Source organism: Luteibacter aegosomatissinici, from assembly GCF_023078495.1.
GTDB classification, from domain to species: Bacteria; Pseudomonadota; Gammaproteobacteria; order Xanthomonadales; family Rhodanobacteraceae; genus Luteibacter; species Luteibacter aegosomatissinici.
Genome location: NZ_CP095742.1, coordinates 3,053,966 through 3,068,749 on the forward strand (window position 1 = coordinate 3,053,966; position 14,784 = coordinate 3,068,749).

Genomic DNA, 14,784 nt, shown 5'->3' on the forward strand with positions numbered 1-14,784 from the left:
TGCCCGGCCCCGCGAATAGGAGATCCTCATGAACATCAAGACCATCCTCGGCATCCCCATGGCCGCCCTGCTTGCCGCTGCGGTCGCTACGCCGGCAGCGGCGGTGACCCTGACACGCCCCGATGGCATCTACGTGCGCTGCGACCAGTGCGGCGTCATCCAGCGTATCGATACCAACATTACCCAGGGCCGCGACCACGGCACCGCGGGCGCCGTGATCGGCGCGATCGCGGGTGGCGTGCTTGGCAACCAGGTCGGCAAGGGCAAGGGCAAGACCCTCGCCACGGTCGGCGGCGCGGTCGGCGGCGGTTTCGCCGGCAATGCCATCGGCAAGGGCGGTGGCGGCGAGAACTACACGCTGAACATCAAGATGGGCAATGGCCGCTACGCCAACGTCACCGTCAAGGATGCCTCGGGCCTCCGCGAGGGCGATACCGTGGTCGTCGACGACCAGGGCAACGTACAGCGCGTGCAGTAAGCCGCCCGGCGGCTTATATGCAGGGGCGCGCTTGCGCGCGAAAAGCCGACGAAGCGGTAAAGCCGCGACGTTGGCCCTCCACAAAAAAGGCCGCGAGCGATCGCGGCCTTTTTGCTTCATACGGTTGGCGATCCATTTGCGTTCGCGAATCCGAACGCGAATGAACCGGCTAACGAGCGCTACGGACCTTCGCCGCCACCGCATCCCAGAACGACTCGGGCATCACCGCCCGTACCGGTACGCGCCACCAGTTCGACCGCGCAAACGGAAGGCATTTCACCGCGTCCTTGTCCGTCATCAACACCGGGCACCCATCAGCGAACGTGAAGTCGCCGCTGGTGAATGCGTGATGATCCGCGAACGGGTGGCCATCCACCGCAATACCATGCGCGGCAAGGCTCGCGAAGAACCGCGACGGGTTGCCGATGCCTGCCACCGCATGTGCCGGGCGCCCTGCAAAATCAGACAGGGGCGCCGATAGTGTCGGATCATCCAGATTGACCGCCACACCGCCTTCCAGCCGCATGGGTACTTCGTTCGCGTGCGGCGTGCCGCCGTTCACCACGATGAAGTCGACAGTTGCCAGGCGCGACGCTGGCTCGCGCAGCGGTCCGGCGGGAAGCAGGTGCCCGTTACCGAGGCGGCGTTCACCGTCAATGACGCAAATTTCGACGTCGCGCCCCATCCGATGGTGCTGCAGTCCATCGTCGGCCAGTACGAGGTCGCAACCCGCATCGATCAGCAGCTGCGCCGCTTCGGGCCGCTCGCGGCCGATAGCGACGGGAATCTCGTACTGGCGGATCAGCGACGGCTCGTCACCCACCATCGCCGGCGGATCGGTTTCCTTCAACAGGTACGGGCCGCGCTCGGTGCCGCCATAGCCACGGCTGACCACCCCCGGCCGGAACCCGCGATCAGCCATGGCGCTGGCCAGGGCGATAATGAGTGGCGTCTTGCCGGTGCCACCCACCGTGATGTTGCCGACCACAACCACGGGCACCGGCAACCGCACGACCTTCGACGGGTCGGCACGGAACGCCTCGGCCCGGCGGCGCACCGTGCTGGCATACAGCGCCTCGAGCGGTCGCGCCCACCACGGTGGGCGACCCACGCCATACCAACGCCGTTGTAACGACCCGCCCAGGGCCACGCTCAGCCCGCCGTGGCCTGCTCGTGGAACTGCATGCGATGCAGGGCGGCGTACTGGCCGCCCATGTCGAGCAGTTCACGATGGGTTCCCAGCTCCACGACCCTGCCCTGTTCCATCACGGCGATCTGGTCGGCGTGCTCGATCGTGGACAGGCGGTGCGCGATGACCAGCGTGGTGCGGTCACGCATGAGGCGTGTGAGCGCATCCTGGATCAGACGCTCCGATTCGGTATCCAGCGCACTGGTGGCCTCATCCAGCACCAGGATGGGCGCGTTCTTCAGAATGGCGCGGGCGATGGCGATGCGCTGGCGCTGGCCACCGGAAAGCGAGTTGCCGCCCTGGCCGATGCGGGTGTTCAAGCCCTCGGGCAGGCGCTCGATGAACTCCATGGCATTGGCGGCCCTGGCCGCCGCGGTGATCTCGGCTTCGGTCGCATCGGCCATTTCGCCGTAAGCGATGTTGGCGGCCACCGTATCGTCGAACAGCACCACGTGCTGCCCCACCCACGCTATCTGCTTGCGCAGCGACGGCAGCGTGTAATGCGTGTAGTCGCGGCCATCGATCAGGATGCGGCCCTTCGTCGGCTCGTAGAAGCGCGGCAGCAGGCTCACCAGGCTGGATTTACCACTGCCGGAGCGCCCCACCAGCGCCGTGACGGTGCCCGGCGCGCAGGCCAGTGTCACGCCGCGCAGTGCGACATGCTCGTTGCGCTCGTATACAAGGTGGATGTCCTCGAAGCGGATGTCGCCCCTGGTTCGTCCAAGCACTTCGGTACCGGTATCGACTTCCGCCGGCTGATCCATGATCTCGAACAGATCCTCGGCCGCCGTCACGCCCTTCTGCAAGCTGGCCTGGATACCTGCCAGCCGTTTCAGCGACGGCATCATCGCGCCCATGGCGGTGAGCACGGCCGTGAAGATACCTGGGGAGATCGTATTGAGGATGTCCGGCCGCGTCGCCAGGAACACCAGCATGGCCAGGGCCATGGCGCCCACGGTCTGGATCGTTGCGCTGGAGGCGGCGCTGGTGGCCGAGACCTTGAGGTTGAGACGGCGCTGGCGTTCGGCGACCTCACCAAAACGCTCGGCTTCGCGCTGCTGCCCACCATAGATGCGCACTTCGCGGTTCGCGGCCACGGCTTCTTCCACCGCGCTGGTCACCGTGCCCATGTTGCCCTGGATGCGCTTGCTGATCTTGCGATAGCGGCGGCTGATGACCGTCACCAGGGCGACCACGCACGGCACCAGCACCAGCAATGCCATGGTGAGGTAAGGGCTGTAATACAGCATGACGCAGAGCATGCCGATGACGGTGAAGCCTTCGGTGATCGCGACTTTCAGCGAATCGGCCGAGGCGGCGGCCACCTGCTCGCTCGTATAGGTCACGCGCGATATCTGCTGGCCCGAGGGTTCCCGGGCGAAGAACGCCGACGGCAGCCGCAGGTACGCCGCGAACACGTCGATGCGCATGGCTTGCACGACATTGCGCCCCACGTAGGCGATGCCGTAGTCGGTGATGTACGAAGCGACACCGCGGACGAGGAAGATGCCGATGATCCAGATCGGCATCCAGAAGATCGTTTCGGGATTCTTGTCGACGAACAGGTTATCGATCATCGGCTTCAACGAGCCGGTGAAAACCGACAGGCAGATCGGATCGATGATCATGCCGATGATCGCGACGTAGCCGGCGGTGCGGAAACGCTTCGTGTAGGTCAGCAGGCGCTTATAGGTGGCCCAGGTCCGGGCATCCCAGACCGATACCTTCTTCGGCTGGGCGCTCACTTCGCGCCCGCCGCCTCGGTCGGCGTCGTGGCGATGGACAAGCGGGTGAAGCCCACCTGGCCCAGCGCATCCATGGCGCGCACGACGTTCTGGTGCGGCGTAAGCGCATCGGCGCGAATCACCACGAGGCGATCGTGGTTGTCACCACCCACGCGCTCGATCGCGCTCTTGAGCAGCTCGATGCCCTCACCCATCACCTCATCACTGCCGACGGAGTAATGGCCATCGCGATCCACCACCACGGTGAGCGCGTTGTCCGTGGATTCGCGCGCCTCGGCATCGGCCTTGGGCAGGTTCACCTTGAGCCGGGAGTGCTCCACGAAGGTGGTGCTGAGCACAAAGAACATGAGCAGGGTAAGCAGGACATCGATCAGCGAGATCACGTTGATCTCGAAATCGTCCTCGCGACGGGCACCAATACGCATGGATCAGCCGACCTGCGCCGGGGCTTGTGCATCGGTGGCACGACGGCGCGGCGCGGGCGCGCGGGCCGACAGATCGTCGAGCAGTGCGGTGGCTTCCTTTTCCATCTGCACTACATAGCCGCTCACCTTCGAACGGAAATAACGGTGCAGCACATAGGCAGGAATGGAAACGATAAGACCAAAGGCCGTGCAGATAAGGGCTTCGCCAATGCCACCGGCCATCTTCGTCGGATCGCCGATGCCGCCGGCCATGACGTTCATGAACATACGGATGAGGCCAATGACCGTGCCAAGCAGGCCAAGCAGCGGGCCGATGAGCGCGACGGTACCCAGCGTGTTGAGGTAACGCTCCATGCGGTGCACGACATGGCGACCGGTATCCTCGATGCGCTCCTTGATGATGTCGCGCGGGCGGTCACGCACGGCCAAGGCACCCGCGAACAGCTCACCCAGCGGCGAGCCCTTTTCCAGGGCGGCCAGGTGGGCGGCGTCGAGCTGCGAGGAGCGAGCCCAATCACGGACTTCCGCACCCAGGCCCGGCGGCAGGACCGCCGCGCGGCGCAAGGCCCAGAAGCGTTCCAGCACGATCGCGAGCGCGACAAGGGAGCAGATGAGGATGGGCAGGAGCGCCCAGCCGCCGGCAAGAAGAATCTCGAGCACGTGAACCCCAAGGGTACTTATCAGTCAGGCGGGCATGATAGCAGGGCCCGGGAACGGGACTGCGTAGGCCTTCACACTGGCTGAACGTAAGGGTTTGCGGACATGGCGGCCCCAATCGCCTGTAGGAGCGCGCTTGCGCGCGATGGGTCTGTGGCAGCACCCATCGCGCGCAAGCGCGCTCCTACAGAAAGCGAGGTTTTGGCTGCTGACCCTAGCGGGCCAGCAGCTCCAGTTCGGCCACGGCCGCGGGGCCGGTGCCATCGAGCGTGAGACGGTAATGGGCGTACGCGCCCGGCTTGGCAATGGCGAAGGCACGGGTCTGGCGGTGCCAGGGGAAGGTCTCGCCCTGGCGCGCATCCAGCACCTGCCAATGCTTGCCGTCGGTCGAGCCTTCCAGCTTCCAGCCGGTCGGCGCGGCAGCCGCGGCACCCGAACTGATCGTGTACATGGACACGTTAGCCGGCTTGGCCAGGCGATCCACGATCACGGCCTTGCCCGTGGGCAGGGCCAGCTCGGTCGACGAATCGTTGTCGACCGCCGCCGCCAGCGACGCCGCCTTCTTGCCATCCAGGGTGAGATCGGCCGCCTGGAGCACATCGTGCAGCGGCGAGGGCTTGGCACCTTCGGCCGTGATCGATGCCGGCAGCGCATCCGCGCCAGTGCCCCAGTTCGACGGCGCCGAACCCATGGTGAATTCCAGCGTCGCGCCCTTCGCCAGCAGTTCATGCGGCAGGGTCAGCTTGTTCCAGGGCTGGCCGTTCACCTTGAGCGACTGGACGAACCGGTTGGTATCGCTAACGCCCGGCGCACGGATGTCGAGCGTGGCCCCGTTCTCGAGCTTGATGCTCATGTGCGGGAAGTACGGCGCGCCGATGACGTATTCCGGCGTACCCATGCGCAGTGGGTAGAAACCGGCAGCGCCGAAGATCCACCACGCCGACATCTCGCCGTTATCTTCATCGCCTGGGTAACCCTGGCCGATCTCACTGCCGACATAAAGACGCGACATCGCATCGCGCAGCTTGTCCTGGGTCTTCCACGGCTGGCCCGCTTCGTCGTACATCCAGATGATGTGGTGCGACGGCTGGTTCGAGTGGCCGTACTGGCCCATGCGCACGTCACGGGCTTCCAGCATTTCGTGGATTTCGCCGCCGTAATCGCCCACGTCGTAGTTGCCCGGTGCGCTGAAGAAGGCATCCAGCTTGGCGCCAAGGCCCTCGCGGCCGCCGTAGAGGCCGGCCAGGCCGGCGCCGTCCTGCGGTGCATCGAATGCCATGTTCCAGGCATTGGTCTCGGTGTAATCGCCACCCCAGCGAATCGGGCTGAAGTTCTTCGCGTTCCAACGCCACTTGCCGGCCGGATCACGCGCCACGAAGAAGCCGACTTCCGGCTCGAACAGGTTCGCGTAACCCACGGCGCGGGCGCGATACCACTGCGCATCGTCAGCGTAGTTCTTGTAGGACCCAGCGTTGGCACCGTCCTTCGAGAGCGCGTCGGCCAGGTTGGCGATACCGAAATCGTTGATGTAGCCGGCCGTCGACCAGGACAGGCCTTCCTTCACATCGTCATCGGTATACCCGTTGAACAGCGAGCGCTCGATGCCCTTGCGGCCCGCACCCTTTACATCGGTGCTCACCGTGGAAGCGTTACGGATAGCCGAGAGGTAGAAGTTGGCAACATCGAAGTTGCGCACACCCTTCAACCAGGCGTCGGCGAAGGCCACGTCGGAGCTGGTGCCCACCATCAGGTCGGCGTAGCCCGGCGAGGTCCAGCGCGCGATCCAACCGCCATCGCGGTATTGCTGCACGAAGCCGTCGATCATCTGGCCGGCTTCGGTCGGGGTGAACAGCGCGTACGCCGGCCACGCCGTGCGGTAGGTGTCCCACAGGCCGTTGTTCACGTACGGCTTGCCATCCACGATGCGTGCACCGGTGTGCGTATCGGTGTTTTCACCCGTGGCGGCGGAGAACGGGCTGGCGTACTGCCACTTCGGCGCGTCCTTGGTGCCAGTGTTCTCGTAGGCCTGGTTCGGGTACAGGAACAGGCGGTACAGGTTCGAATACAGGATGGTGCGCTCGTCGCGGCTGGCGCCTTCCACCTGGAAACGGCCAAGGCGATCATCCCAGGCCTTGCGGGCGCGCTCGCGCACGCTGTCGAAGGTATCGTTCGCAGCCACTTCCTGGCTGAGGTTGGCCTTCGCCTGGTCCACGCTGATCAGCGAGGTGGCGATGCGCATCGTCACCTGCTTGCCGCCCTTCTTCGCCGTATCGAAACCAAACCAGGCCGACGCGGCATCACGCTTCTCGCCGGCCAGGCGGCCACTCTCGGCCACCGGCTTGTCAAACTCGGCGTAGAAGAACATCCGGGTGGCGCCCGTGGAGAGGCCGCTCTTCACATCCGACCAGCCCTGGATGCTGCGGCCCGCCGGGTCCAGCGTGACCGAGGCCTTGTCGTTGAGGTTGTCGAACACCAGCTGCGCGCGCTTGCCGGTGAAGGTGAAGCGGAACAGCGCGGCATGGTCGGTCGGGGTGATTTCGGTGCGGATGCCGTTATCGAAGTGCACGCCGTAGTAATCCGGGTGTGCGGTTTCTTCGTCATGGGTAAACGATAGCGCGCGGGTTTCCCGCTTCAGCGCCGGCGCGCCGCTTTCGGCCTGGGCCGGCATGACCTGGAAGGTCTGCCGCTCACCCATCCACGGGCTGGGCTCGTGCGAGAGCTGGAACGCCTCGATACGCGGGCGGTTATCGTCGCCATTGCGATCCTGGTACTGGTAGAGCCAGTTCGAGCCCGAGTTGGTGACGGGCGTCCAGAAGTTGAAGCCATGCGGCATGGCGACGGCGGGGAAGTTATTGCCACGCGAGAAATTCGCATTGGCATTGGAACCACGGCGCGTGTCGACGTAATCGGTGGGGTGGCTGCTTTCGAACGCCGGCTGCGCGCCGATGCGGATGTCATCCACCCAGCCCTCGAAGGCCTTGCCGGCCGGCGCATCGGCGGCCAGTTCGATGGACTTGACCTTGCGGCCCTTTGCCACCGCGCCCAGGTCGACGCTGACGTAATTCCACTGGTCCGGGTACAGCACGCGGCCCTCGCCCTGGCCCTTCGCCGTGGCCGGTACACGGTGCTGGTCACGGGCGGCCGTGGTCGACAGCCTTGAACCGTCATCGAACACCACGTCCACACTGACGTAGTTGGCCGGGTTGGTCAGGTCATCCTTGTTGGAGCGCGGGAACACCAGCCACGAAAGCACGGTGTTGTCGGCTACCGGGACGCTCGTGGCAAAGAGGCGCGCGGTGAGCGGCGACCCGGTGGAGGTCCCTGCGTAGTGCAGCGAATGGGTACCGGTAAAGCCGACATCGGGCTTTGCGGTCAGCACGACGTCCTTGGAGGGGCCGCCCGCAATCTGGACGTCCAGGCCCCCAAACGGTGCCGCGGAAAGCGCGGGGTCACCGGCTTCAAACGAACTGTGGAATCCCGGCGTGGCCGCCAGCACACCTGCCGGCACCACCAACGATGCGATCGCGAGGGCAAGCGCCGCCCTGCTCCATCCCAGCTTCGTTTCGCCCACGCGCTGTTCCCCTAAGTTTTATGGATCGCGCATTTAAATCGTTCTAAATCGCGAATGTCAAACCGCACTGCAACACATGCGCCCCACCTGTGACCGCTATCCCTACTCCCTCCAGTAGCGATTCGCTGGCCGTCGCCACTCGCGGGCAACGCGGGGCGCCCCGCTCGCGGGCACATCGATGCGAACCGCACCGCTGCGTGCCGTGTCGTACACCTGCGCACCCACCGCGGCATGCCGATCCACGACCAGGGGATGCGGATGGCCAAACCGGTTGCGCCAGCCCGAGGATGCGACGGCTACGCCAGGCCGCACCTTGCGCAGCCACGCCGCGGACGATGAATGGCGGCTACCGTGGTGCGCGATCGTAGTGACCGTGGGCAAGGCCGACACCAGGTCCGCCGCGAGCATGCGCGCCTCCGACACGGCGCCGATATCGCCAGTCAGTAAAAGGCGGCCACCCGTCCCCTCGATGGCCATGACGCACGAGCGCTCATTGGCCTTCACCTTGCCGGTGGTGGGCCCGGGGACCGCCATAAAGCGAAAGCCCACGCCATCCCACTCCCACGGCGCTATCGCCGCGCAGTCTTCGGCGGGAAAAGGCAGCCGGTCAGGCTCGCCGGAAAGCACGCGCGCACCGGGATAACGCCGCTGCACCGACCGCGCACCCCCGGCGTGGTCGTTATCGCCATGGCTCACCACCAACATGTCCACCGGCCCCATGCCCAGGGCTGTGACAGCCGGCAGGACGATGCCTGCGCCCGCGTCGTGGCCTGCGGCGAGCTCGGGACCGGCGTCGTACACCAGCGTGTGCGTTCGCGTGCGCACCAGCACGGCGAGCCCCTGGCCCACATCCAGCACCCAGGCACGAAACCCGCCCGGCGTCGTCGACTCGCGTAGTGGCACCAGCAACGGAAGAAAACCAAGCAGCGCGAAGCCCCGCAGGGGCACGCCACGCGGCGCAAACACCCACGTGGCCGCGGCGGTCGCGAGCAGCACCGTCCAGGGTCCGGAATCGGGCACGGTAAGCTGGCCACCTGGCACGGCCGCCAGGGGTGTGAGCACGCGCCAGAGACCCTGCAAGAGGGCCGACGCGGCCTGGAGCAGCGGCGATGCCACGGCAGCAAGCGGCAGGCTCGCACATCCAACGAGGACGAGCGGGATCACCGCAAAGCTCACCAACGGCGCCGCAATGACATTGGCGGCGAACGACACGAGCGAGGCGCTGCCGAACAGCCACAGCGACACCGGTAGCAGCGCCACGCTCATCACGGCCTGCGTACGGACCATGGCCATGAGCCGCCCGTACCACCCGCTTGCCGCGGGAGCGACACAGGCCATGAGGAATGCAACGCCCGCGAACGAAAGCCAGAACCCCGGCGCGAGCACGGCCAGGGGATCGACGACGAGTACCGCGAGCAGCGCGAATGCCAGCAAGGAAAGACCACCTGCCCGGCGACGGGCCACGGCGGCGATAACCAGCACCGCGACCATGAGCAGCGCGCGCACCGTGGGCAGCCCCATGCCCGCCAGCAAACCATAGCCAAGCGCGACCCCCATGCCGAACACCGCCTGCGCGATACGCCGTGGCAAGCGCGTGGCAAGCCACGGCAACAACACGTACACGCCCCGGACCAGTAACACGCCTCCGCCGGCGGCGACGCCGATATGAAAGCCGGAGATCGCGATGAGATGGGACGTGCCCGTCGCCCGCGCCACATCCCAGTCCGCCGCATCCAGCCCGCGCGTGTCGCCCACAGCCAGCGCCTTGAGCACCCGCGCTTCGCGTCCACCAATGACGCCATCGACGCGCTTCCCGATCGCATCGCGCCAGCCATTGATGCAACGCCCCTGGGCCAGTCGCGCATTCGTCGGCGATGGGCGCACATAGCCCGTGGCCACCACGCCTGCCAGCAGCGCCCTGCGTTCTGCATCACTGCCGCCTGGATTGACGACGCCGCGTGGCCTGCGCAGGCGTACCGTGAGACGCCAGTATTCACACGGCGCAGGGGCCCGGTTCGCGCGGTACCAGGTAAGCCGCAAGGGACCGCCAAGATGCGGTTCGCCGGCACGGGGCACGGGCTGGAACAGGAAAGCGATATCCGCGCCGCGGCGGCGCGGTAAATCGGCGATACGGCCCGTGATGACAAGATCCGTGCCCTCCAGCCCCGGCTCCAGGCGATTGGCCATGCGATGCGCCGCGTGCAGCGCGGCCCAACATCCAAACACGACGATGACGGCTGGCAGGCGCAGGAGCGCCAGTCGCCGGACGACAAGCAGCAACAAGGCCAGCCCTGCGGCCATGCAAAGCGCCAGCACCGACGGTAGCGCTGGAAGCACCTGCACCACCGCACAGCCCGCCAGTGCGGCGACCGCGAAGGTGCACAAGTTGAACGGTGGTGCACGAAACAACGCGGTGGCCTGCGATGGCGAATGAGGATCGCCAGCGTAGGAGGCAACACAAAGGCAATGGCTCTACACGCTGTGTCGGCGTATGACGCTAAGCGATGTCAGCTCAATCCCGCCTGCCGCGCGAACCGCGATCGCGCCCCTGCCCGGGCGATCCTTGCGGCGGCCGCTGACCACCGCCCACGTTCGACGGCGGCGATGGCCGGTTACCATGCCATCCACCCGGCGGAGGCGGCCTGCCACCATCGTGCCAGCCACCCGGCGGCGGCCGGTGATCGTCCCCGCGGTTACCCCACCCACCCGGCGGTGGCGGGCGGCCGTGCCAGCCACCATCACCGGGCCGCGGCGGCGGTCGGTTATTCCAACCGCCTGGCGGCGGTGGACGGCCGTGCCCATAACGGTCGCCGTAATAACGGCGGCCATACGCATCGCGATAGATCACCGTGGTGCCGCCATAACAGCACCCGCCGTACCCGTAATAGCCGTAGTCCGGACCGTCGTAATAGCCGACACCGCCGCCCACCACGGTCGTCGTGGTTTGCGTGCCGTAATACGTATCCGCACCCGTGCCATTACGCACGTAGCCATAGCCCGGATCGTAGTAACACCCGGTGAGCGCAAGACAGGCAGGCAAAGCCAGCAGGGGCAGCGACAATCGGCGCATACGAGCCTCGGTGTGAGTGATTCCCACACTGCGCCGCGTTCGTTGAACGGGCGCTAAAAAAGAAAGGGCCGCGAAAGCGGCCCTTTCCCTCTGTTCAGGCGGAACGGATCAGCCCTTGTTCTTCTGCTGATCGCCGCGCTCGTGCGCGCTGTTGGAATAGCTGGCTTCCGGCGACGGCACCTTGGGCGCATCCGTCTCGTTACCCGGTTGCGTACCCGGGTTGCCATTGCGATCACCGGCTGGCCACGACGGCGGCTGGCGATCGCGCTCCTTCTTCGCCTCGAGCAAAGCCTGGATATGCGCCACGGCCTCTTCCTGGCTGATGTGCTGGACCGGCTCATTCGCGGGCGCGGCGGGCTTGGCCTTCGGCGCGGGACGCGGACGCGGCGCCGTGCGTGCCGCCTTCGGCGGTGTCGCGGCCGGTGCGACGGGCTTCGTCGCCGGTGCCTTCTTCGGGGCCGCCTTGCGGCTGGCGGTCTTCGGTGCCGTGCCCACGGAAACCTTCTTTGCTGCCGTCTTGCGGCTGGCCGTCTTCGGCGCGGCACCCACGGTTACCCGCTTCGCTGCCGCTTTCCGCCCCGCCGTCTTCGGCGATGCGCCAACCGCGACCTTCTTCGCTGCGGCCTTGCGAGCCGCCGGCCTGGGCGCGGCCTTCTTCGCAACGGTGCGCCTGGCGGGCGCCTTGCGGGCCACGGCCTTCTTGACCGATGCCTTCTTCGCCGCCTTCTTCGTCGCTACCTTCCTGGTCGCGACTTTCTTGGTCGCGGCCTTCTTGGTAGCGGCCTTCTTCGCGACCTTCTTTGCCGCCGCCTTGCGGGCCGGCGCCTTCTTCACCGCTTTCTTCGCGGCGGGACGTGCGGCCTTGCGTACGGCTTTCTTCGCGGCAGCGGCTTTCTTGACCGATGCCTTCTTTACTGCGGATTTCTTCGTTGCCGATTTCTTCGCCGTGGACTTCTTCGCGGCAGACTTACGGGTGGTTGCCATGCGCTCACTCCTCCTGCGGTAGTAGCCGACGCGAACCGCCCCCCAGCGGGGAAACCCGCGTGCATGCCGGACGATCAAAAGCGATCAAAACGATCCGGTAGTCGGATGATCTAACACATGTCGGCGGAAGTCACATCAATTTGTCGGAAAAGTTCAGTTCCGAATCAGAAAGCGCCTGGCTGCGAGATGACACTAAGAAAGTGCGGGAGCACATCCGGGCGCAGGATGATGGTGAACAACACGCCGTAGGCCGCACCCCACAGGTGGGCGCCATGGTTGACGTTATCGCCGCCCCGGCGATCCATGTAGATCGAATACACCACGAACAGGATGGCGTAGAGGATCGCGGGCATCGGAATGATAAACACCAGGATCTTCGACCACGGAGCGATCAGCACATAAGCGAACAGCACGGCGGACACCGCGCCCGACGCGCCAAGGCTGGTGTAACCGGCATTCTTGCGGTTCTTCATATACGTCGGAAGAATCGAAAAGAGCAGCGCGCCGATATAGAACGTGACGAAGCCCAAGGGTCCCATCGAGGCGGTGTAGAGCTGCTCCATGACCCGGCCGAAGAAGAACAGCGTGAGCATGTTGAAGAACAGGTGGCCGAAATCCGCGTGCACCAGGCCATAGCTCACCAGGCGGTAGTACTCGCGGCTGCGGTTGATCGCGGGTGGCCACAGCACCAGGTCATCCATGAGCCGGCGGTTTTGTAGCGCGATGAACGAGACCACACAGGTCACGAGGATAATGAGGATCGTGGTGATCATGCGTGACGACTGCGTCCTGGAAACGGCAAACCAGCGCGCATCTTGGCGGCATCGCGCGGGCTTGTGAACCCCGCCACACCCCCGATGGGGGCTATCATTCACGCCCCCCCCTTCCCCACCCCTGCCGATGTCCCCCATTCGATACAAGCAGCTCGATGTCTTCGCCGCCCGCCATGGCGGTGGCAACCCCCTCGGCGTAGTGATCGATGCCCAGGGCTGGTCGGACGAACGCATGCAGCGCTTTGCCCACTGGACCAACCTGGTCGAGACCACGTTCCTGCTCCCGGCACGTGCCGAAGGCGCCGATTACCGCGCGCGTATCTTCACGCCCAGCAAGGAAATTCCCTTCGCCGGCCACCCCACGATCGGCAGCGCGCATGCCGCGCTGGACGCCGGCCTGATCACGCCGGATGCGGCAGGCGTCGTCTGGCAGGAATGCGGCGCCGGCGTGCTTCCGATCCTCGTGGAAGGGACGGGTCCCGAGCGCGAGCTGTTCGTGCAATCGCCCAAGGCGCGCGTCGTCGGCGATGCCTCGCGCGGCGGCGAATGCCTTTCAAGCGTGCTCTATGGCGTCGCCCTCGGCGCGCTGAAGCCGGCCTGCGTGGAAGGTGGCCGCCGCTGGTGGGTTGCTGAATTTGCCGATGAAGCCGCCCTGCGCGGCTGGCGGCCCGATCACGCGGCCATCCGTGCCCTGGCGCTGGCCACCGATACGCTGGGCCTGTGCATCTTCGCACGCACCCCCGAAGGCCTGGCCGTCCGCGCCTTTCCCGCGGGCGTCGGCATTGTCGAGGATCCCGCCTCGGGCGCCGCCAACGGCCTGATTGCCGCTTACGTCGCCACGCATGACACCAGCGGTGCACTGGCCAGGGGTTATGTCGTCAGCCAGGGCCGCGAAGTGGGCCACGATGCCCGGATCATCATTCGCATCGAGGGCGAACACGTGTGGGTGGGCGGCCGCACCAACACCATCATCGATGGCAGCGTGGATTGGCGCGACGCCTGATCACTCAGGCGCCCATCGCTTCATCCAGGCGCAGGGTCAGGCACTTCGCCGCCCCACCGGACTTCATGTACTCATCGAGGGCGACCTCGATGACCATGAACCCGGCAGCCTCCAGACGCGAACGCAAATCCGGGCTGGCACGGTTGAGGATAACCACGCGGCCCACGTTCACCGCGTTGCAGGCGAATGCCACGGCATCGTGTTCATCCACGATGATCCGCTCTGAAGGCGGCACGTGGCGCTCGATCAGCGCGAGCGAGGCCGCATCGAAGGCCGCCGGGAAATACAGCGTGTAGCCATTCGCCAGCGGACAGAAACACGTGTCCAGGTGGTAGAAGCGCGGATCGGCCAGCTTCAGTGGCAGCACCTCGACATCCAGCAACCGGGCCAGCGCCGGGGCGGCATCCAGGTCGGAGCGGTGGCCGTGGCCCATCCACAGGCGACGGTTCGTCCCGCGATCGAACAGCGCATCACCGGCACCCTCGAAGAAGATGCCGTCCGGCAGTTCCACGATATCGAAGCCGTGCCGGGCAAAGAACGCATGGTTATGCGGCTCTTCGCCCTTGCGCTCGTCGTAGCGAAAGCGGCTGGGCACGAAGCTGTTGCCGAACACCAGGCCCGCGTTCGCGGCGAACACCATATCGGGCTGCCCCGGTGCCGGGGGCTGGATCACCACGTCGGCGTGGCGCTGCACCGTCTCACGAAGCGCATCCCACTGACGCTCGGAGCGTTCGCTCGTGGTGTCATGTACATGGCCGGTCATCCAGGGATTGATGACGTAGCTGACCTCGAAATACGTGGGGGCGCACATCAGGATGCGAGGCACCGTGCGCTCGAAGGTCGGGGTCGTTTCTGCCATGGAAGCTATGCGCCTTGACGGGGGAACGAG

General features: G+C 65.9%; 12 protein-coding genes. 2 read left to right on the plus strand and 10 right to left on the minus strand.

The window, feature by feature from the left end; all coding sequences use genetic code 11:
- Window positions 1-28: 28 nt before the first annotated feature.
- A complete protein-coding gene (locus tag L2Y97_RS13675; protein ID WP_247427462.1) occupies window positions 29-478 on the plus strand; it encodes a glycine zipper 2TM domain-containing protein in 450 nt (149 codons plus the stop codon).
- Window positions 479-647: 169 nt separating this feature from the next.
- Here L2Y97_RS13675 and lpxK read toward each other — a convergent pair whose 3' ends face one another.
- The 9 genes from lpxK to L2Y97_RS13720 all read right to left on the minus strand — a co-directional run bounded on the left by lpxK (window position 648) and on the right by L2Y97_RS13720 (window position 12,892).
- Window positions 648-1,589 carry a tetraacyldisaccharide 4'-kinase gene (gene lpxK / locus L2Y97_RS13680; protein ID WP_343218373.1) on the minus strand — a complete coding sequence of 314 codons (942 nt, stop codon included), beginning with the start codon at window positions 1,587-1,589 and terminating at the stop codon, window positions 648-650.
- 41 nt (window positions 1,590-1,630) lie between these two features.
- Window positions 1,631-3,412, minus strand: a complete 1,782-nt coding sequence (gene msbA / locus L2Y97_RS13685; RefSeq protein ID WP_247427469.1) for a lipid A export permease/ATP-binding protein MsbA — start codon at window positions 3,410-3,412, stop codon at window positions 1,631-1,633.
- Complete coding sequence (locus tag L2Y97_RS13690) at window positions 3,409-3,837, minus strand: ExbD/TolR family protein (RefSeq protein ID WP_247427472.1); 429 nt, start codon at window positions 3,835-3,837, stop codon at window positions 3,409-3,411. The genes msbA and L2Y97_RS13690 overlap by 4 nt, the downstream gene beginning before the upstream one ends.
- A gap of 3 nt (window positions 3,838-3,840) precedes the next feature.
- Complete coding sequence (locus tag L2Y97_RS13695; RefSeq protein ID WP_247427475.1) at window positions 3,841-4,497, minus strand: MotA/TolQ/ExbB proton channel family protein; 657 nt, start codon at window positions 4,495-4,497, stop codon at window positions 3,841-3,843.
- Window positions 4,498-4,708: 211 nt separating this feature from the next.
- Window positions 4,709-8,065, minus strand: coding sequence for a GH92 family glycosyl hydrolase (locus L2Y97_RS13700; RefSeq protein WP_247427478.1), 3,357 nt, complete (start codon window positions 8,063-8,065; stop codon window positions 4,709-4,711).
- 102 nt (window positions 8,066-8,167) lie between these two features.
- A complete protein-coding gene (locus L2Y97_RS13705) occupies window positions 8,168-10,450 on the minus strand; it encodes a DNA internalization-related competence protein ComEC/Rec2 (protein WP_247427481.1) in 2,283 nt (760 codons plus the stop codon).
- Window positions 10,451-10,577: 127 nt separating this feature from the next.
- Window positions 10,578-11,135, minus strand: a complete 558-nt coding sequence (locus tag L2Y97_RS22385; RefSeq protein ID WP_256452047.1) for a hypothetical protein — start codon at window positions 11,133-11,135, stop codon at window positions 10,578-10,580.
- A gap of 108 nt (window positions 11,136-11,243) precedes the next feature.
- Complete coding sequence (locus L2Y97_RS13715) at window positions 11,244-12,119, minus strand: hypothetical protein (protein ID WP_247427484.1); 876 nt, start codon at window positions 12,117-12,119, stop codon at window positions 11,244-11,246.
- Window positions 12,120-12,283: 164 nt separating this feature from the next.
- A complete protein-coding gene (locus L2Y97_RS13720) occupies window positions 12,284-12,892 on the minus strand; it encodes a rhomboid family intramembrane serine protease (RefSeq protein WP_247427486.1) in 609 nt (202 codons plus the stop codon).
- A 127-nt stretch (window positions 12,893-13,019) separates the two neighbouring features.
- On the opposite strand from L2Y97_RS13720, the gene L2Y97_RS13725 reads away from it, so the two are divergent.
- Window positions 13,020-13,895, plus strand: a complete 876-nt coding sequence (locus L2Y97_RS13725; protein ID WP_247427489.1) for a PhzF family phenazine biosynthesis protein — start codon at window positions 13,020-13,022, stop codon at window positions 13,893-13,895.
- A 4-nt stretch (window positions 13,896-13,899) separates the two neighbouring features.
- On the opposite strand, the gene L2Y97_RS13730 is transcribed toward L2Y97_RS13725, so the two are convergent.
- Window positions 13,900-14,754, minus strand: a complete 855-nt coding sequence (locus L2Y97_RS13730) for a dimethylarginine dimethylaminohydrolase family protein (RefSeq protein WP_247427491.1) — start codon at window positions 14,752-14,754, stop codon at window positions 13,900-13,902.
- Window positions 14,755-14,784: the final 30 nt, after the last annotated feature.